Source organism: Pantoea sp. Fr+CA_20, assembly GCF_024520835.1.
Lineage (GTDB): Bacteria > Pseudomonadota > Gammaproteobacteria > Enterobacterales > Enterobacteriaceae > Pantoea > Pantoea allii.
The window spans coordinates 53,903-71,723 of record NZ_JALNPN010000016.1 but is presented as its reverse complement, the minus strand read 5'-3'; the positions used below and the strand labels follow the sequence as shown (position 1 = coordinate 71,723).

General features: G+C 47.9%; 16 protein-coding genes. 5 read left to right on the top strand and 11 right to left on the bottom strand.

Features of this window, described 5'->3' with window-relative positions; all coding sequences use genetic code 11:
* The first annotated feature begins 62 nt into the window (after positions 1-62).
* Positions 63-530, top strand: a complete 468-nt coding sequence (locus NR177_RS17485) for a hypothetical protein (protein WP_256853310.1) — start codon at positions 63-65, stop codon at positions 528-530.
* A 4-nt stretch (positions 531-534) separates the two neighbouring features.
* Positions 535-1,191 (top strand): hypothetical protein, encoded by a 657-nt coding sequence (locus NR177_RS17480; protein WP_256853309.1) that lies wholly within the window; start codon positions 535-537, stop codon positions 1,189-1,191.
* Between the two features lie 269 nt (positions 1,192-1,460).
* Here NR177_RS17480 and NR177_RS17475 read toward each other — a convergent pair whose 3' ends face one another.
* The 4 genes from NR177_RS17475 to NR177_RS17460 form a co-directional block, all read right to left on the bottom strand.
* Positions 1,461-2,861 (bottom strand): hypothetical protein, encoded by a 1,401-nt coding sequence (locus NR177_RS17475; RefSeq protein WP_256853308.1) that lies wholly within the window; start codon positions 2,859-2,861, stop codon positions 1,461-1,463.
* Entirely contained in the window at positions 2,858-4,018 is a 1,161-nt protein-coding gene (locus NR177_RS17470) for an ATP-binding domain-containing protein (protein WP_256853307.1), read from the bottom strand. The genes NR177_RS17475 and NR177_RS17470 overlap by 4 nt, the downstream gene beginning before the upstream one ends.
* On the bottom strand, positions 4,008-5,435 hold the full coding sequence (locus NR177_RS17465; protein ID WP_256853306.1) for a protein kinase: 1,428 nt from the start codon (positions 5,433-5,435) through the stop codon (positions 4,008-4,010). Before NR177_RS17465 ends, NR177_RS17470 begins: the two co-directional genes overlap by 11 nt.
* Before the next feature lie 533 nt (positions 5,436-5,968).
* The gene (locus NR177_RS17460; RefSeq protein ID WP_256853305.1) at positions 5,969-7,246 is read right to left on the bottom strand and encodes a site-specific integrase; all 1,278 of its coding nucleotides are present in this window, start codon (positions 7,244-7,246) and stop codon (positions 5,969-5,971) included.
* Between the two features lie 217 nt (positions 7,247-7,463).
* Between NR177_RS17460 and mutS the strand changes: the two genes are divergently transcribed.
* The 3 genes from mutS (at position 7,464) to NR177_RS17445 (ending at position 11,497) form a co-directional block, all read left to right on the top strand.
* Entirely contained in the window at positions 7,464-10,019 is a 2,556-nt protein-coding gene (gene mutS / locus NR177_RS17455; protein WP_256853304.1) for a DNA mismatch repair protein MutS, read from the top strand.
* A 218-nt stretch (positions 10,020-10,237) separates the two neighbouring features.
* Entirely contained in the window at positions 10,238-10,714 is a 477-nt protein-coding gene (locus tag NR177_RS17450) for a helix-turn-helix domain-containing protein (protein ID WP_256853303.1), read from the top strand.
* A 42-nt stretch (positions 10,715-10,756) separates the two neighbouring features.
* Complete coding sequence (locus NR177_RS17445; RefSeq protein WP_256853302.1) at positions 10,757-11,497, top strand: 2-phosphosulfolactate phosphatase; 741 nt, start codon at positions 10,757-10,759, stop codon at positions 11,495-11,497.
* Between the two features lie 73 nt (positions 11,498-11,570).
* Here the strand turns inward: NR177_RS17445 and rpoS are convergent, their stop codons facing one another.
* The 7 genes from rpoS to ispD all read right to left on the bottom strand — a co-directional run bounded on the left by rpoS (position 11,571) and on the right by ispD (position 17,818).
* The gene (rpoS, locus tag NR177_RS17440) at positions 11,571-12,563 is read right to left on the bottom strand and encodes an RNA polymerase sigma factor RpoS (RefSeq protein WP_013026913.1); all 993 of its coding nucleotides are present in this window, start codon (positions 12,561-12,563) and stop codon (positions 11,571-11,573) included.
* 52 nt (positions 12,564-12,615) lie between these two features.
* The gene (gene nlpD, locus NR177_RS17435; RefSeq protein WP_063880727.1) at positions 12,616-13,752 is read right to left on the bottom strand and encodes a murein hydrolase activator NlpD; all 1,137 of its coding nucleotides are present in this window, start codon (positions 13,750-13,752) and stop codon (positions 12,616-12,618) included.
* 165 nt (positions 13,753-13,917) lie between these two features.
* Positions 13,918-14,544 carry a protein-L-isoaspartate(D-aspartate) O-methyltransferase gene (locus NR177_RS17430; protein WP_256853301.1) on the bottom strand — a complete coding sequence of 209 codons (627 nt, stop codon included), beginning with the start codon at positions 14,542-14,544 and terminating at the stop codon, positions 13,918-13,920.
* Positions 14,538-15,299 (bottom strand): 5'/3'-nucleotidase SurE, encoded by a 762-nt coding sequence (gene surE / locus NR177_RS17425; RefSeq protein ID WP_063880729.1) that lies wholly within the window; start codon positions 15,297-15,299, stop codon positions 14,538-14,540. Before surE ends, NR177_RS17430 begins: the two co-directional genes overlap by 7 nt.
* Before the next feature lie 283 nt (positions 15,300-15,582).
* The gene (gene truD, locus NR177_RS17420; RefSeq protein WP_063880730.1) at positions 15,583-16,623 is read right to left on the bottom strand and encodes a tRNA pseudouridine(13) synthase TruD; all 1,041 of its coding nucleotides are present in this window, start codon (positions 16,621-16,623) and stop codon (positions 15,583-15,585) included.
* A complete protein-coding gene (ispF, locus tag NR177_RS17415) occupies positions 16,620-17,102 on the bottom strand; it encodes a 2-C-methyl-D-erythritol 2,4-cyclodiphosphate synthase (RefSeq protein ID WP_063881240.1) in 483 nt (160 codons plus the stop codon). The genes truD and ispF overlap by 4 nt, the downstream gene beginning before the upstream one ends.
* Entirely contained in the window at positions 17,102-17,818 is a 717-nt protein-coding gene (ispD, locus tag NR177_RS17410) for a 2-C-methyl-D-erythritol 4-phosphate cytidylyltransferase (protein WP_241568307.1), read from the bottom strand. Before ispD ends, ispF begins: the two co-directional genes overlap by 1 nt.
* Between the last annotated feature and the right edge of the window lie 3 nt (positions 17,819-17,821).

Here is a 17,821-nt window from a genome sequence, read left to right as displayed (position 1 = left end):
GAAATGTAATAGTCTGATTTGGCAGACAATATTGTCTGTGATTACGTGTTAGGACACTCTTAATGATCAGAAATATACTGAGCTGCAAAAATACTAAGGCATTGAAAAAGGTAGGTTCACTAGAGGAGATTAAAAAGCATCTTGCTGCCCTTTTACCACCTTCTGCCACTCTAAATGCTGAAACTTATGACGAAATTCTGCCAGACGTCCTTTGGTTTGCAAGTCAACAGGATAAAACATTTACCAACTCCCGCGCAGAGCATATTTACTACCTGCTGGGTCACAGTAACGGTAAAGAACGTAAGGAAAAGCTGCACATTGATGCAGAATTTTACGAGGATAATGGCGCAAAGGTTGCGCGGCTTTGGCGCAACAAAATTGCCCATATCCTACGGGCAGATGTTTACCTTGATGAGGATACACGCCGCGCGTACGACAAACTTAATGAAATGTATAAAGAAATGGTACAGCTAGATGTAGATGAACCTCTACCCTGTGCACCACCTTCCACATCTGGGGAAGAGGAGTAAGACCATGGCTGATAACAAACAAGAGCTCGTTGTCATGCCGTTGCAAAAGGAAGCATTACAGTTTCCTGTACCACCGGAAACCGTTGCACCAACATTCGTCGATAAAATACACCATACGATTGCCACCACTGCTGTGAAAACACCGGAAGGTAAAACCGCGTTATCGACCAAAGGACTAGCCACAATCCTTTGTACCGACAAAGTAGGCGCCAAGGAGTTTTACTCCGACCTAGATGACGCCGATAAGTTTACAGTGAATAACCAACACTATATCCGTACCCCAGCCCTCAAAAAAGAGCTTGATGAGCGCATTGAAAAGCCATACTCCGCCATTAAACGCGAACAACTCAGATATAATTCGGAGTGCCTCTCCGCAGTACGTGACAATCAGGAATCCGAGCGGTTACGAGGGGTAAATGAGGAAAAAATACGTCAACAGCAAAAAACGCTGAAGCATAAGAAAATAGCTAGGGATGGCGACACCCACTGCGCTCATACGGGTGAGCTATTGCAGGCGGACGCCCAAGCTCACCATAAAATACGGCGTGCCGATAATCCAGACAAGGCACTAGATCTCGATAATATAAATGTCGTTAACCCAATGGCCCACCAGGAACACCACAAAAAAGAACAGGAGCAAGCTAAGGATTTTGGTTCGTAAATAGCTATACTTCGCATAAGTATACAGCGCCTTGCAGAAATTTCCGGCGTGAATCTGGATAAGTACATTGCGATATTTAAGAAATAAATATGATTAATAATCATACGCATATAATCCAAACCATACTTCAACATCTGATCTTCTGTTTAACCAAAACTTGTTAAAAAAAGATTCATCTAAAAAAATACGAGTATAAATATAAACACAAAGGGAATTGAAAACGCTAACGACAAGGTATTTACCCTTGTCGTTAAAGCACCCTAAAATTATTAGACCTTCCTTGAGCCTTTATTTCTCGTGACACTTACCCCTGAATTCTTTTTACTAAATGCATCACTCCTCTCCTTTTGAGAGCTATAATAATTAACTTGGCCTTGTAGTTTGTTGGAAAGCGAGAATAATTGACTTAAGGCATCCTCCAAAGCTCTTTCACGCATACTAATTTCGTTTTTCATTTTAGCTTCTTGCTCATTAGCCTGCCCAGGTAGTCTTAAATGAAGCGTTGAACCAGGAATAATTTCAATTGATAATGTCTTTGGAAGCATTTTAGGAAGTTCGTTCAATTTCTCTGTGGATTTGAAAACTTCTAAAAGCCATGAAAATTCATGCCAGTAAATGTCAGCCTGGGAGATGCTATCTAACTCGAATTTGTTTTTTAATAATTTTTCTGCTCCTTTAACCGCACGCAACCAAGTTAAATCCCACGACTTAGGTCCTGTGAAAGAAGCAATTAATCCAAACCATACAAATGCCATTGGTACAAAACGACCTATTTTATTAAGTAAAAATAGGTGCGAAGTGCTTCTGCCGACTAAAAAAGCAGCCGCTGCAATCACAGGTGAATAAAAGTTTAATTCTGAATCAGATTCTAGGTTCATAATCTCCGCAGATAACTTATTGAAACCCATTACTCTGTCTTCAACCGAGTCACTTCTTAAAAGTAAATTTTTAGCTAATAATTCTAAGAGTGTATCATCTGACTTTCTGTTTTCTGGAGTATATTTTGAGGCATAATCTAACATTAGATTAACAGCATCCAATGCCGATTTATCGTCAGAATCATCATTTAATACAACATCCCATACAGGGGATAAATGCTCTGATAGGAGCGTGCGCCGAGAGAATCTGTTGTCATGACTTATTTTATTTAATCTATCGCGACACAGTTTAAATAAATCCAACCCCGAATGATTAATGCTGGATCGTGCAATGGGCAGAGTATAAGTGCTTAAAACCCTTGATAATGCAATGTTATGAAGCTCTATTGAACTTTCAGATTGAGCTAATGTTTCCCCTATCGAAACACATGCCCAACGAGCTAACTTTTCGGTTGCATCAAAAAAAACCAAAGATTCATTAGATAACAAAGAGTATTCACTTAGCGTTAATAACCTTGTGAATTGACTTATAGGAAATATATCATCTGAATAAACTCTCACCCATGAGAGAAAATCATTTATATAACTATCTGGAATAACAATATAGCTTATCTCATATTTGCCATTTCTTGATAATGCTGTTGAACCTACTGCAATCTTACCATTTTTGAGATCTCTTCCGGGAAAAGACCTTTTCTTTGAATAGCTTGAGACATTAGTGTCACCTAACAACATATCCACTAAGTCTTCTTTATTAATCAAAACCCAACTAACTTCCCCTGTATTTTTCATAAGTCACCTGAGAATAAGTCATCAATATGGAACACTTTTGGTTCAGACATAGCACTATCTAAATTTTTATTGGTTTCTGCACTTCTATATACATTAAGCGCTGTTCTAGCTCTAGTTACAGCAGTATAAGAAACTCGAGTTCTGTTTAAAGGATAATGATTTAAATCCTCAGCTTTAAATATATGAACAGCTCTAAACTCCGTACCTTTGGATGAATGAATGGTCATAATATGTATTCTTTTTTCAGAATGAAATCCGGCGCTATCATCAAGCCCATGAACAGCCACTAAATCAGAAAGATTAGAATCTAAAAACATTTCTCGCAATTCAATCAATGACTCTTTTTTCCCGCAGAATATACCGATATTATCGTCTTTAAATGCATCCAATTGGATTTCAATTATTTCACACATGCGTTTAAATTGATCATCGACATCAAAGCATACTATTAGTTTCGCGCTGGATTCACCTTGTGTTTTTGGATTGTAGTTTGAAGTAGCTTCAAGCCCATTGCTTTTATTATCATTTGGGCACAACCTATCAGCTACACGTGCAATCTTTTGACCTATTCTAAAATGTTGACGTAGATAATGAGGCGCTAGACCTAATTTATCTATAGCTGATAATCCGTCTCTTCTATAAATACCTTGATTTTCATCACCGCTTATACATACATTTTCACTTAAACAGAGAAGTGCATTTAATTCGTCAAAAGTTAAATCTTGAGCCTCATCTACAAAAATGGCACTGTATATCTTTTTACCTGGAAGTTTATTATTTGCTTCAATTAGCATTTCTAATAGTAACTGCCTAGCGTTATCATCAAAATCACCTCCCGGAGGAAGTGGGCGTTCTCCAAGATGCTCCAAAATATGAGAGTAAACCCACGCATGAAAAGTTTTAACTTGGTCTACAGTAATTAAACCAGACTTTCCAATTCCGGTCCTAATAAAGTCAGCCAAAGATTTTGTGTACGTTAATATTAAAACATTCTTCTCACCTGTTCCTGCGGTATAAAGAGCGCGCAACAAAAGTAGATTAGTCTTACCTGATCCTGGAGGTCCTATAAGGGCATATCGCCCCTTAGCTGGCAGTGTAATGAAATTTGCTTGGTCTTCATCCATTTCTTCCTTAGAGCGCCACCAACTACCTTTCATTTAAAATCTCCTTCAAGCCTAAATCTAAATTAATATCAGAGCCATCATCAGGTAAAGCATCAATTAAGTCTAAAGCACTTCTTATAATAAGTGCTATTTCATTTGAAAGTGTTTTAACATCATCGTCCTCACCTTCGTTTATTTTCACCTCAAGGCAGGGTTTTAGAGTTATACTATGTTCTTCTTCTTGTTTTTTTTCTCTGACCAAAATTGCTCCCAGAGATATTAAAGCAACGGTTTTATGTATGCCATCTTTCCATCTATAATTCAGTTGAAAAGTTAGAGACCAAGTTCTTAAGTAAGTAAAGGCAAAATGCACGTCAAGTACTTCATCAGATATTGTCATAACAAGAGGTAATTGATTTCCACAAACATCTATTAATTCCGACCTTATCTTTTCATTAGTCTTTCTAACATATTCATCTCGTTCAAACTTCAACCTTATAGTTTCATTGTTGTTAAATTCATTTGATTGGGATGTAAGGCTTCTTGATAACCTCCCTTTTAGTGAAGCGAGAGGATCAGAAGTTTCTTCTAATTTAAAATCTTCCCACGTTACTAAAGACAGCCTTGTATCAATATCTTTAGAAAGGCATCTTAGCGAAAGAGCTTTAGCTTTTGATAACCTATTGATATTAGTATCAGAGAAAATTGGTTTTTGTGACAGTACTGCTCTTGCAACAAGCCATCTGTTACCTAATGAAACTTCATGATGGAAAATTGGTTCTTTTTTTATTAAATCATGTAATACAGCCCCAACTTGATAAAAGTTTAGCCCTCTCCAAAGTTTCTCTGTTGGTTCATCAAGGCGAAAGAGATATTCTGGAGAACTATACTGTGCAGTCGCAAGAAATGGTCTGATGTTACCGTGATCAGTAATTCCTTGTTCATCTATATTATCAAATACTCTAACAACTCCAAGATCAAGCAGTTTCAAACGTTTAAAATCATCGGATACATGGATGTTTTCGGGCTTTATATCACGATGAACAATGTTTAACGATTCTAAATACCTTACTGCCAGAACCAACTGCCCAATCAGCGGGATTACATCGTCATCTGGTATTTTATTCAATACCTTAGCTAGTTGAGGCCATGCCAAGTATTCCATATCTATAATTGCAGTTCCTTCTGCTTCATCAGCATGATAGGTTTGCACTAAACTAGGACAATTATGATTTATTAATCGCTTCTGTACTTGAAGGCGTCTTCTTTCAGCTAAATTCCCTTCACCAGAGAAAAATTTTGGGTCGAAGACCTTTATTGCTCGGACATTCCCCTCCCGAATCACCTTAAATACAGCAGCAGACCCTCCTGCATCCAAGAATTCAATAGAATCATACCCATCTTTTTTTAATAAATATTCAGACAACCTATTTTTAACATCATCAATAACTGCTTCGTCTAGTGCTGGCATGTTCCCTCCTTGAAGTTATCTTTTAAAAAACACCATCCCATCATTAATAATCAGTGATTAATCGAATCATGAATATCACGCACAACAAAATAGCTCTCAAAAATACAAAACAAATAAAAATGCATGAATAAAATAAAACAAGAGAACACATGATAAATACATAAAACCCCAACAACTAACCAAAAATGTATTTATACTCAATATGTATTAAATAAGCTTATTTTATTTATTTCACTTTGACTCCACCCATCAGATCAAGATGAAGTTATTGACATAAAATATAGCAGCTTTTATCGCGATTACACTAAATTAACCGACATCTTTCTTAGTTGCAGGTTCCAGGCATCCTCCCACTAAAAATTTTCAAATGACCTGCTACTAGAATTAATCACTGGAGACCCACCGATTTTCAGGCCATCATGTCGTTAAGTGATTTTTTTTATAAAAAATTAAACCCTAAATATTTTAAGGAATTGATGAGCTACCATGAGATTTTTAATGAGCCATAGCGCAATATTCTTTAAAAAAATACATTATAAATTATCCATATAATCAGCCCAAGACTGCAACCATTTTTGACATTCTGAATCATACTTATATAGGTTGTAAATCCCTTCAATACCCCCACGCGTATGTCCTAGCACTGCTTCTGCAATCTCATTGGGGCACTGCAAACGCGAAAGCCCTGTACGTACTGTACGTCGCAAGTCATGAGGTGTCCAGTGAGGTATATCAAGCATTTGTTCACTTTTCCTCAATCGCCATGAGTTCTCAGTAAGATACTTTTGCTGTATTGGTTTTTTGGTAGCTTGAGAGGGGAATAAATATCTATCGGACGTCATACGAAGAACTTTAAGAAAATCGATAGCCTGCTTAGATAATTGAACATATCGCTCAACACCCGTCTTTGTTTCCCTTAGATGAATGGTACCTTTGTCAAGATCGACATCTTTCCACTCCATATTGCATACCTCACCTGTACGACATCCAGTCCAGAGCGTAAGCCGTAGAACATTTTTAATAGTTGGCGAATAGGCTGAACCGGGCAACCATTTAAGGAATTTTGCCAACTCTGATTCACTCAGTACGCGAGTTCCACGTCCGTTGGTCAGCTTAATGCGAGTCTGTTTGAGACTAGATTTGGCAAGCAAAGCTGGGTTAGCAAAATCATCAGAAAAGTGCCCTAATCCTATTGCAAACTCATAGGCAAGCGATAGTTCCCGCAACACATTACCAGCTTGAACATTGGCTCCTCGGGCAACGATACTACTAACCAAATCTATCACGTCTTTTCGCGTAATCTCATTGGCGTTCCGAGTGCCCAAGTGTTTAACTGCGTCACCATATAGTGTGCGACGCACTTCACTCTGCCCTTTTTTCTTTCTAGCTCCTGCAACGATTTTTCCATCAGCTGTTTTCCGATCTTCAATCCTTTGAGTGAGGTATAGCTCAACTAATCCTTCAACGGTTAGCTCAGGGATGATGACCTTGCTAGATTCTTCTGTTAGCTTTGCCTTTGCCGCTTTACCTTCAGTCGCAGGGCATCGTCCTTCTTGACGCATCAACTTTAATTCGTGCAACTTGGTGCGAGCAACAGCAAGACTGACTTGAGGGAAGTTACCTATTTTGACTTGAACCAGCTTGCCAGTAACAGGACTCGTGTAACGATAGAAAAAGGACTTAACGCCGGTTTTTCCACACGATACGCGAAGGCCCCGATTTTCTCCGACATCAGCTTTATCACTGTCGCCAGATTTCATTGTTTCGAGCGCCCTCGAAGAAAGTGGCTTGCCCGCTGGTTTTCCTGTCATTCAGACTCCGTTATCATATTCACCACGTACTCGTGAAAGTAAATGTAGGTTGTGGCTTTCAAAGCTACATTTTACCAATCTACAGTTTGGCAAGCTACACTTTAACCTACACTTAAATGTAGGATTTCATGAGATCCAGTGAGACAACGTGAGAACAAATGAAAATCATAAAATCACTTAACTCTCTATTTTTTATGATAATGGATATCTCAACACAATGAGTACATTAGAAAATATCAATTCCCACACACCCATGATGCAGCAATACTTACGCCTCAAGGCTGAGCACCCTGACATTCTGCTGTTTTATCGCATGGGTGATTTCTATGAGCTGTTTTATGACGATGCTAAACGCGCCTCTCAGCTGTTAGACATTTCCTTGACCAAACGCGGTGCCTCGGCGGGTGAACCGATCCCCATGGCCGGTGTGCCGCATCACGCCGTTGAAAACTATTTGGCCCGACTGGTGCAGTTAGGTGAATCGGTCGCCATTTGTGAGCAAATCGGCGACCCTGCGCTGAGTAAAGGTCCGGTTGAGCGCAAAGTTGTGCGTATTGTTACCCCCGGCACCATCAGTGATGAAGCCCTGTTGCAGGAACGGCAAGACAACCTGCTGGCCGCAATTGTCCAGGGTGCGCGCGGCTATGGTTATGCCACGCTGGATATCAGTTCAGGGCGCTTTCGCCTGAGTGAACCCGCCGATCTGGAAACCATGGCAGCAGAACTGCAGCGCACCAATCCTGCCGAGCTGCTTTATCCGGAAGATTTTTCTGAGATGTCGCTTATCGATCAGCGTCGTGGTTTGCGTCGCCGTCCACTGTGGGAATTTGAAATCGATACGGCGCGCCAGCAGCTCAACATGCAGTTTGGCACGCGGGATTTAAACGGTTTTGGCGTTGAGCAGGCCCATTTGGGGCTGCGCGCGGCGGGTTGCCTGCTGCAGTACGTTAAAGATACCCAGCGCACCAGCCTGCCCCATATCCGCTCCCTCAGCATGGAGCGTCAGCAGGACAGCATCATTATGGATGCGGCCACGCGCCGTAATCTTGAAATTACGCAAAACCTTGCGGGCGGTACAGAAAACACCCTGGCTGCCGTGCTGGATAAAACCGTCACGCCGATGGGCAGCCGGATGTTAAAACGCTGGCTGCATATGCCCTTACGTGACAGCAGCACCATCGCGAAGCGGCAGGAATCGATTGCTGAACTGCAGCCTCTGAGCGAATCTCTACAGCCTGTATTACGTCAGGTAGGTGACTTAGAGCGTATCCTGGCACGCCTGGCGCTGCGCACCGCACGTCCGCGCGATCTGGCGCGCATGCGTCATGCTTTTCAACAGCTACCGGCCCTGAATGACCTGCTGGCCAACGTCGACGCGGCGCAGCTTAAAAACCTGCGCGCGCAGATGGGCGATTTTAGCGAACTCCGCACCCTGCTGGAGCAGTCCGTCGTCGAATCCCCGCCGGTTCTGATAAGAGACGGTGGCGTGATTGCGCCGGGTTATAACGCCGAGCTTGATGAGTGGCGGGCGCTGGCCGATGGCGCGACGGATTACCTGGATCGGCTGGAGGTGCGCGAGCGTGAAAAACTCGGTCTGGACAGTTTAAAAGTGGGCTTTAATGGCGTGCATGGCTATTACATTCAAGTCAGTCGTGGTCAAAGTCATCAGGTACCTATCCACTATGTGCGCCGTCAGACCTTAAAAAACGCCGAACGCTACATCATTCCTGAGCTGAAAGAGTACGAAGATAAAGTCCTCACCTCAAAAGGCAAAGCGCTGGCGCTGGAGAAAAGCCTGTATGAAGGCCTGTTTGATCAGTTGCTGCCGCACCTTGAAGCACTGCAGTTAAGTGCCGCTGCGCTGGCGGAACTGGATGTCTTAAGTAATCTGGCCGAACGCGCCTGGACGCTTAACTACTGTCGCCCAACGCTGCAGGATAAACCCGGCATTAAAATCACCGCTGGTCGTCATCCGGTGGTAGAGCAGGTGCTTAAAGAGCCCTTTATTGCCAACCCGCTCTCCCTGGCACCCCAGCGCCGAATGCTGATCATTACTGGCCCGAACATGGGCGGTAAAAGTACTTATATGCGTCAGGCGGCATTGATTGCCCTGATGGCGTGGATCGGCAGCTTTGTACCGGCTGAAGATGTTGTCATCGGCCCGCTGGATCGCATCTTTACCCGCGTTGGCGCAGCAGATGACCTGGCATCCGGACGATCCACCTTCATGGTGGAAATGACAGAAACGGCCAATATCCTGCATAACGCGACTGAAAACAGCCTGGTACTGATGGATGAAATCGGCCGCGGCACCTCGACATACGATGGGTTATCTCTGGCCTGGGCTTGTGCAGAGAGTCTGGCTAATCGCATTAAAGCCATGACGTTATTTGCAACCCATTACTTTGAGCTGACCACCTTGCCTGAAAAGCTTGAAGGCGTCGTGAATGTCCATCTGGATGCGGTTGAACACGGGGAAACTATCGCATTCATGCACAGCGTGCAGGATGGCGCGGCCAGCAAAAGCTACGGATTGGCGGTTGCAGCGCTGGCCGGTGTACCTAAAGACGTCATCAAACGTGCACGTAATAAGCTGAAAGAGCTGGAAACGGTATCGAATCAGTCAGCCACCTCAAATATCGACGGTTCGCAACTGCCTCTGCTGGTGGAAGAAACCTCCCCTGCCATGGAAGCGCTTGAAGCCCTGGACCCGGATACGCTGACGCCACGTCAGGCTCTGGACTGGATTTATCGCCTTAAGTCGCTGGTCTGATCCCCTCCGCCCTTTCACCGGGGCGGATAAAACTATCCCGTAGTGAATGATGTTTTCGCCAGCATGTGGCCTGCATGCTGGTTCATGGTTTAGCCTGTTGTTACCGGCGAAAGCGGTGTCATAATGCTGTCGTGTCCCTGTCGTGCGGCGGTCGTGTTCCTGACTGCACGTCCCGGCGATGCTTCTTACCGATTGTTCACTCTTTCGGAGACTGCACTATGCCTAACCTGAATAAAGTCAGAGAGTATCGTCTTGCCCGCGCCTGGTCACAGGAACAACTGGCCGAAATGGCCGGACTCAGCACCCGAACCGTGCAGCGTATTGAAAACGGTGAGCAACCCAGCCTGGAAACGCTAAGCGCGTTGGCCGCCGTCTTTGAAATCAAAGTTACCGACCTGACAACAGAAGCGCCGCTGAAAAGCGGGCAAGCTCTGGATGACCATATTTCTGATGCCCGCCTGCAGCTGGCACTCGAAACCCAGTTCTTTCGCTCACTGCTCACCGCGGTCGTGGTGTGCACCATGCTGTATTGCCTCAACCGCGTCACCGAACCTGGTAGTAACTGGTCGCTCTGGGTCGCCGTCATCTGGGGAAGCGTGCTCGTGATAAGAGCGCTGCGCCTGTTTGTTTTCAAACAGTGGATCAACCGCTGGCAGCAAAAGCGCCTGCAAAAAATATTACGTAAACAGGACTAGCCCGACCGGTCAGCCCCGTTCTGACAACCTGGAGGAACACCCATGCACTGGTACAGTCAGCAGGCATATAACATCCGTCTGGAATGGGGCATTCCCGCCGTTGAGCATCTCGCCGGAGAAGTGGATGCCGTGGTGATTATTGATGTGATGTCCTTTTCTACCTGCGTCAGCCTGGCGGTTGAAAATGGCGCTCGCGTTTATCCCTATCCCTGGAAAGATCACTCAGTTACCCACTATGCGCTGTCGGTGGGGGCAATCGCGGCAAACAGTGACCGACGATTTAGTGGAGAAGGCTTCAGCCTGTCGCCCCATACCTTGCTGCATGTCCGCAAAGGTGAAAAGCTGGTGCTTCCCTCCCCTAATGGCTCCGCAGCCTGCTTCAGGGCAAGAGAATGGGGCGTGCCGATCTTTACAGGCTGCTTCAGGAATCTGTCCGCAACGGCGGCTGCCTGCCGCCTGTTCGAACGTCTTCTGATTGTGCCTTGTGGTGAACGCTGGCCGGATGGCAGCCTTCGTCCCTGCATTGAAGATTATGTTGCAGCTGGCGGCATCATTGCCGCGCTGGGCCGTAGCGGACTGTCACCTGAGGCGGAAACCGCCGTCGCGGCATGGCAATATCATCAGGCAACTAACGTTGCATCGCTGCACGACTGTTCATCGGCGAAGGAGTTGATTCAGAGAGGTTTTGTGGACGATGTGACACTTTGCCTGGCGCTGGATACCGCCACACAGGCATGTTATCTCACGGGCGATTTTTTTGAGAGCAGACCGTTCTCATCTTGATGGAACGGAGAGAACAGGTAAAAAAAAAGCGATGGGGTTAGCCATCGCTTTCTGTTGACGTGTAAAGTTCTGTTTACTCACGGAACAATGCTTCAATGCTGAGGCCCTGACCTTGCAGGATTTCACGCAGACGGCGTAAACCTTCAACCTGAATCTGGCGCACACGCTCGCGAGTTAAACCGATTTCACGGCCAACATCTTCAAGCGTTGCCGCTTCATAGCCTAACAGGCCGAAACGACGAGCCAACACTTCGCGCTGCTTGGCATTCAGTTCGAACAGCCATTTAACGATACTTTGCTTCATATCGTCGTCCTGAGTGGTATCTTCTGGTCCGTTGTCTTTTTCATCGGCCAGGATATCCAACAGCGCTTTCTCGGAATCACCACCTAATGGTGTATCAACCGAGGTAATACGTTCATTGAGACGCAACATACGGCTGACGTCATCAACGGGCTTATCCAGTTGCTCTGCAATCTCTTCCGCACTCGGCTCATGGTCGAGCTTATGAGAAAGTTCACGCGCAGTGCGCAGATAAACGTTCAATTCTTTAACAATGTGAATTGGCAGACGAATTGTACGGGTCTGGTTCATGATTGCCCGTTCAATGGTCTGACGAATCCACCAGGTGGCATACGTTGAGAAGCGGAATCCGCGTTCCGGATCAAACTTCTCAACGGCGCGAATCAGGCCGAGGTTACCTTCTTCAATCAGGTCCAGCAGAGCCAGACCGCGATTGCTGTAACGTCGGGCAATCTTCACCACCAGGCGTAAGTTACTTTCGATCATGCGGCGACGAGAAGGAATATCACCTCGTAATGCGCGGCGAGCAAAGAGAACTTCTTCCTCAGCCGTCAGCAATGGAGAATAGCCAATCTCCCCAAGATAGAGTTGAGTAGCATCGAGTACACGTTGTGTCGCACCCTGCGCCAGCAACTCTTCTTCAGCTACATCATTGTCGCCAGATTCATTTTCGACGAGAGCCTTCTCATCAAAAATTTCTGCTCCATTCTCTTCGAATTCCGCGTTCTCATGTAACTCGTTTACTTTCAGCGTATTCTGGCTCATTAAGTGGCTCCTACCCGTGATTCCAGGGCAGATTCCTGAGGACTCTGCCGGATTATCGCTGCGGCAAATAACGCAACGGGTTTACGGATTTCCCCTTGTAACGAATTTCAAAGTGTAATCTAACTGAACTGGTTCCGGTGCTACCCATGGTAGCGATTTTTTGCCCAGCCTTAACTTCCTGTTGTTCCCGGACCAGCATTGTATCGTTATGGGCGTAGGCACTCAGGTAATCATCATTATGTTTGATGATGATTAAATTACCGTAACCGCGAAGCGCGTTGCCTGCGTACACCACCCTTCCTGAAGCAGTGGCCACGATTGGCTGTCCGCGCGAACCTGAGATATCGATCCCTTTATTGCCACCTTCTGCGGCAGAGAAGTTATCGATGATCTTTCCTTCGGTCGGCCAACGCCAGCTTCCTACAGGTGTAGAGCTGTCAGTTGTGCTGCTAACCGTCGGCGGTGCGGTAACGGCTGGAGCTGTCGTCGATGCAACATTTGCTCCCTTCGATGGCAACAATTTACTGCCATTCGAGTTACCCGAATCATCAGAATACGTAATAACAGGCTGCTGTGCAACAGGGGCCTGTTTTATTTGTGGTGCGCTGACGACACCGCTCTGCGTTGCATCTGCCGCGGTGATGGCATTGCCGCCGGTAATCGGCTGGCCTGAGCCATTGTCAACCTGCAACGTCTGCCCAACATTCAGGCTGTAAGGCGCCTGGACGTTGTTACGCTGCGCCAAATCGCGGAAGTCGTTTCCGGTAATCCAGGCAATATAGAACAGCGTATCGCCACGTTTTACGGTGTAGGTCTGACCAGAATAGCTACCTTTAGGAATATTCTGATAACTCCTGTTGTACACAATTCGGCCGTTTTCGGTTTGCACATTACTGTTACTGGCGCCCACATTACTATTACTGGTACTAATGATTCCGGAATTGTTCTGTGGCAACGGCGTGCTTCGACTTAACATTCCGCCCTGCGGTGGCACTGAGGGCACACCGCCAGCCGCTGGCGCAGTGCCAGAACTCGCCATATTACTATTATCATTAACGCTGTTACTGTCCCCGATATTGCTTATCGGAGCCTGGGTATTATCGCCTGAACTACAGCCTGCCAGCCAAAAACTCACCAGTGAAAGCGCCGCCAAACGGCGTAACTGAAAAATTGTGCTTCCCGTGCTCATTAATCCCCCGTGGTGGCAACCTTTAAAAAACTGACTTATTCGTCTCACCAGCACAATACACTGTGCGGCACGTTATACGCTGGATTTTCGTTGAATGAACCGGATAGTAGCAATATCAACTACCTGATTCCATGAAACAGTTATGAAGAAATGCTAACAGGACAATCAGGCCAGATCGCCCTGAACTAATGGGACGAAACGAACCGGCTCAATGGTTTCTTCTGTAATCTCACGACCACGGCGGCGCAGACGCTTTAAGACCTGCTGCTCCTCGCCGACGGGCAGCACCATAATGCCGCCCTCAGCGAGCTGTGCTATCAGCGCAATCGGAATCTCAGGCGGCGCAGCAGTGACAATAATCGCATCAAAAGGCCCACGAGCCGGCCAGCCCTGCCAGCCATCACCGTGTCGGGTGGACACATTATGCAAATCAAGCTGTTTCAGACGACGTTTGGCCTGCCACTGAAGGCCTTTGATGCGTTCTACCGAGTAAACATGTTCGACCAGATGAGCGAGAATGGCGGTCTGATAACCGGAGCCGGTGCCAATCTCCAGCACGCGTGAGCGCTCGTTGAGTTCCAGCAACGCGGTCATACGCGCGACCATATAGGGCTGAGAGATGGTTTGCCCGGACCCAATCGGCAGCGCCATATTGTCCCAGGCTTTATGTTCGAAGGCTTCATCAATAAAGCGTTCTCGCGGCACATCGGCAATCGCCTTTAACAGGTGTTCATCTTCAATGCCCTGTTGACGCAGCTGTGACAGCAATGTCTCGATACGCCGACTCACCATGCCAGATTTACCTCAGCTTTATCGAGCCAACTGCTGAGAACGTCCTGCGCATTGTGAGCAGTAAGATCAACATGGAGAGCGGTCACTGACACATAGCCTTCATCCACTGCGGCAAAGTCCGTGTCGGGGCCGGCATCCAGTTTTTCACCGGGCGGGCCAATCCAGTAGAGGGGATTACCGCGTGGATCGGTCTGTGCAATCACCTGATCGGCCGGATGACGGCTGCCGCAGCGCGTCACGCGAATCCCTTTTATTTCCGCCAACGGCAGGTCAGGCACGTTGATATTCAGTATACGTCCGGTGCGTAAGGGCTGTTGCGTCAGCGCTTTAAGAATCGCACAGGTTACCGCCGCGGCGGTGGCGTAGTGCTGATGACCATGTAGCGATACCGCCACGGCAGGTAATCCAAGATGACGGCCTTCCATTGCGGCCGCCACCGTACCGGAATAGATGACATCATCTCCCAGATTGGGGCCAGCATTAATGCCCGACACCACAATGTCTGGCCGGGGTTGCATCAGCGCGTTTACACCCAAATAGACACAATCGGTGGGCGTGCCCATCTGCACCGCGATATCCCCATTTTCATGGGTAAAAGTGCGCAATGGGGTTTCCAGCGTCAATGAGTTAGAGGCACCGCTGCGATTGCGATCCGGTGCCACGACCTGCACCTCGGCAAATTGACGCAAAGCCTTTGCCAGCGTCTGAATACCAGGCGCATGGATACCATCATCGTTGCTGAGCAATATCCGCATTTAATTCTGACCTTTTCTGTTCAACCGGGCCGCCGTTATATGGACCTGTTTTGAGGCATGGCAACAAGTTAAGAGTGGACAGCGACTGTTGCATTCTAGCGGTGAGCGAGAGGAAGTGGTAGGCGAAAATAAACGAGTGGGCAGGAAAAGGGCAGGTACTTGCCGATATCGAAACGATTCAGGGCGACGAAATGCACAGATGAGGCAGCCAACGGGCCGGGAAAAACCACCAGAAGCAGGCCATGCGGCTTCCCCTGTGGTGAGGGACAAGGGAAGCAGCGGCTTATTCGTCAAGCATTTCAAGAGACTCGGTGCTGTTTAACAGCTCTCTGACGACGCTGGTGGCAAAGCTGCCTGCGGGCAGCCAAAATTGCATCTCCAGCGTGGCATCATCCTGCCAGCACCAGCGCAGGTCGCGTGGCACAACCAGCATGGCACGCCGCCCGGCATCTACGCGCTCGCGCTCAAGCAGACCTCGCAGCTCGCCGGCATCGGCCAGGCACTGCTGCTCAAACGCCAGCGCATCGGCCTGCGGGCCGGGATCGCCCTGCCCCGGTAACGGGGCCGTAATACGGAGCGCATGCTGATTAACCCGCGCCTGCAGCTCAGCCAGCTCTTCCGGCTGTGCGACGAACCAACTGCCACGACCGGCAAGTTGCAGAGCATCCCCGTTCATCACCTGAGTGAGTCCACCCTGCTGCTGCAAACGCATGCTGGTGACCTGATTAAACAACGCACTGCGCGCTGCAGAAAGCATCAGGCCGCGCTTGTTGCGATCGCGAATCTGAATCTCGTTGCGCGCCAGCCTGACCGCCGTCACCAGGTTGTTGCCATTGCGACCAAAGCGTTGTTCGCCAAAATAGTTGGGTACGCCGCTGTCGCGAAGGCGCACCAGGCGCGCGTCTGTTTCCTCGCGATGGCTGACCTGGCGAATCACCAGCCGGAAGGCGTTTCCCGCCAGCGCGCCAATGCGAAGCTTGCGTTTATGACGCACGACCTCAAGGATTTCCACGCCTTCCAGCGCAAAACCCGCCAGCACAGGCATGGCATTGCCGGGAACGCGAAAGCACAGCGTCTGTTCGGTGACCGCATGACGATCTTTCATACCTGCATAGCTCAGATCGCGAACGTTCACTTTCATAAACTTCGCCAGCGCTTCGGCAACAAAACGGGTGTTAGCACCGCTTTTGCGGATACGCACCAGCACATGTTCACCGTCGCCATCAGGCTGATAGCCCAAATCCTCCACGACCACGAAATCGTCCGCTGTCGCTTTGATCACGCCCGTCGCTGTAGGCTTGCCATAAAGGTAATGCAGCGTCATGCCGGTTCCGCTTTCAGCAGCAGTGCGACCGCTTCACAGGCAATGCCTTCACCCCGGCCGGTAAAACCCAGTTTCTCCGTGGTGGTAGCTTTGACGTTGACCTGGTCCATATGGCAACCCAGATCTTCGGCAATATTAATGCGCATTTGCGGTACGTGCGGCAGCATCTTAGGTGCCTGGGCAATCAGGGTGACGTCGACATTACCAATACAGTAGCCTTTGGCCTCAATACGGCGCCAGGCTTCCCGCAGCAGTCCGCGACTGTCCGCGCCCTTAAACGCCGGATCGGTATCCGGAAACAGCTTACCAATGTCGCCCATGGCCACCGCGCCCAACAGCGCATCGGTGAGGGCATGCAGCGCTACATCGCCATCAGAATGGGCGATAAAACCATACTCAAATGGGATTCGCACACCGCCAATCACCAGCGGACCTTCTCCACCGAAGGCGTGAACGTCAAAACCGTGACCGATACGCATCATGTGCTCTCCTTTGACTGAATCTGACTAAGATAAAAAGCCGCCAGGGCTAAGTCTTCCGGGCGGGTAACTTTGATGTTATCGCTACGACCTGTTACCAGCTCAGGATGGTAGCCACAGAACTCCAGCGCGGAGGCTTCATCGGTGATGGTCGCCCCTTCGTTCAGGGCTCGCGTCAGGCTGGCGGTAAGTAAGGCCCGGGGAAAGAACTGGGGCGTTAACGCGTGCCACAGGTTGTCGCGATCGACAGTGTGCGCAATCGCCGCCTTACCGGGTTCCCCGCGTTTCATGGTGTCACAGACCGGGGCAGCCAGAATGCCGCCCGTTTTGCTGGTCTCCCGTAACCGCAGCAGGCGCTGTAAGTCATCAGGATGCAGGCAAGGTCGCGCAGCATCATGGACCAGCACCCAGCCGGCACCTTGCGCAGCCTGAAGGCCAGCCAGTACCGATTCAGCACGCGTATCGCCCCCGGTCACGCGAATCACGCGCGGATCGCTTGCCAGAGGCAAAGTGGCAAAATGCCGATCGTCAGGGCTTAAGGCGACAATAACCTGCGTGACAGCAGGATGGGAAAACAGGCGGGCAATGCTGTGTTCCAGAAGTGTGTGCTGACCAATCGTCAGATACTGTTTCGGACAGGTTGCCTGCATGCGGCTGCCGATACCGGCAGCGGGCACAACGGCAATCACATCCGCAGAGTGGGACTGATTGTTCATGTT

Bases quoted from the DNA above. Each gene is read 5' to 3' on its own strand.
- NR177_RS17460 (WP_256853305.1), bottom strand. From the start codon at position 7,246: ATGACAGGAAAACCAGCGGGCAAGCCACTTTCTTCGAGGGCGCTCGAA.
- NR177_RS17485 (WP_256853310.1), top strand. From the start codon at position 63: ATGATCAGAAATATACTGAGCTGCAAAAATACTAAGGCATTGAAAAAG.
- NR177_RS17480 (WP_256853309.1), top strand. From the start codon at position 535: ATGGCTGATAACAAACAAGAGCTCGTTGTCATGCCGTTGCAAAAGGAA.
- truD (WP_063880730.1), bottom strand. From the start codon at position 16,623: ATGACGCTGCATTACCTTTATGGCAAGCCTACAGCGACGGGCGTGATC.
- NR177_RS17445 (WP_256853302.1), top strand. From the start codon at position 10,757: ATGCACTGGTACAGTCAGCAGGCATATAACATCCGTCTGGAATGGGGC.
- NR177_RS17450 (WP_256853303.1), top strand. From the start codon at position 10,238: ATGCCTAACCTGAATAAAGTCAGAGAGTATCGTCTTGCCCGCGCCTGG.
- nlpD (WP_063880727.1), bottom strand. From the start codon at position 13,752: ATGAGCACGGGAAGCACAATTTTTCAGTTACGCCGTTTGGCGGCGCTT.
- NR177_RS17430 (WP_256853301.1), bottom strand. From the start codon at position 14,544: ATGGTGAGTCGGCGTATCGAGACATTGCTGTCACAGCTGCGTCAACAG.
- NR177_RS17475 (WP_256853308.1), bottom strand. From the start codon at position 2,861: ATGAAAAATACAGGGGAAGTTAGTTGGGTTTTGATTAATAAAGAAGAC.
- surE (WP_063880729.1), bottom strand. From the start codon at position 15,299: ATGCGGATATTGCTCAGCAACGATGATGGTATCCATGCGCCTGGTATT.
- mutS (WP_256853304.1), top strand. From the start codon at position 7,464: ATGAGTACATTAGAAAATATCAATTCCCACACACCCATGATGCAGCAA.
- rpoS (WP_013026913.1), bottom strand. From the start codon at position 12,563: ATGAGCCAGAATACGCTGAAAGTAAACGAGTTACATGAGAACGCGGAA.
- ispD (WP_241568307.1), bottom strand. From the start codon at position 17,818: ATGAACAATCAGTCCCACTCTGCGGATGTGATTGCCGTTGTGCCCGCT.
- ispF (WP_063881240.1), bottom strand. From the start codon at position 17,102: ATGCGTATCGGTCACGGTTTTGACGTTCACGCCTTCGGTGGAGAAGGT.
- NR177_RS17465 (WP_256853306.1), bottom strand. From the start codon at position 5,435: ATGCCAGCACTAGACGAAGCAGTTATTGATGATGTTAAAAATAGGTTG.
- NR177_RS17470 (WP_256853307.1), bottom strand. From the start codon at position 4,018: ATGAAAGGTAGTTGGTGGCGCTCTAAGGAAGAAATGGATGAAGACCAA.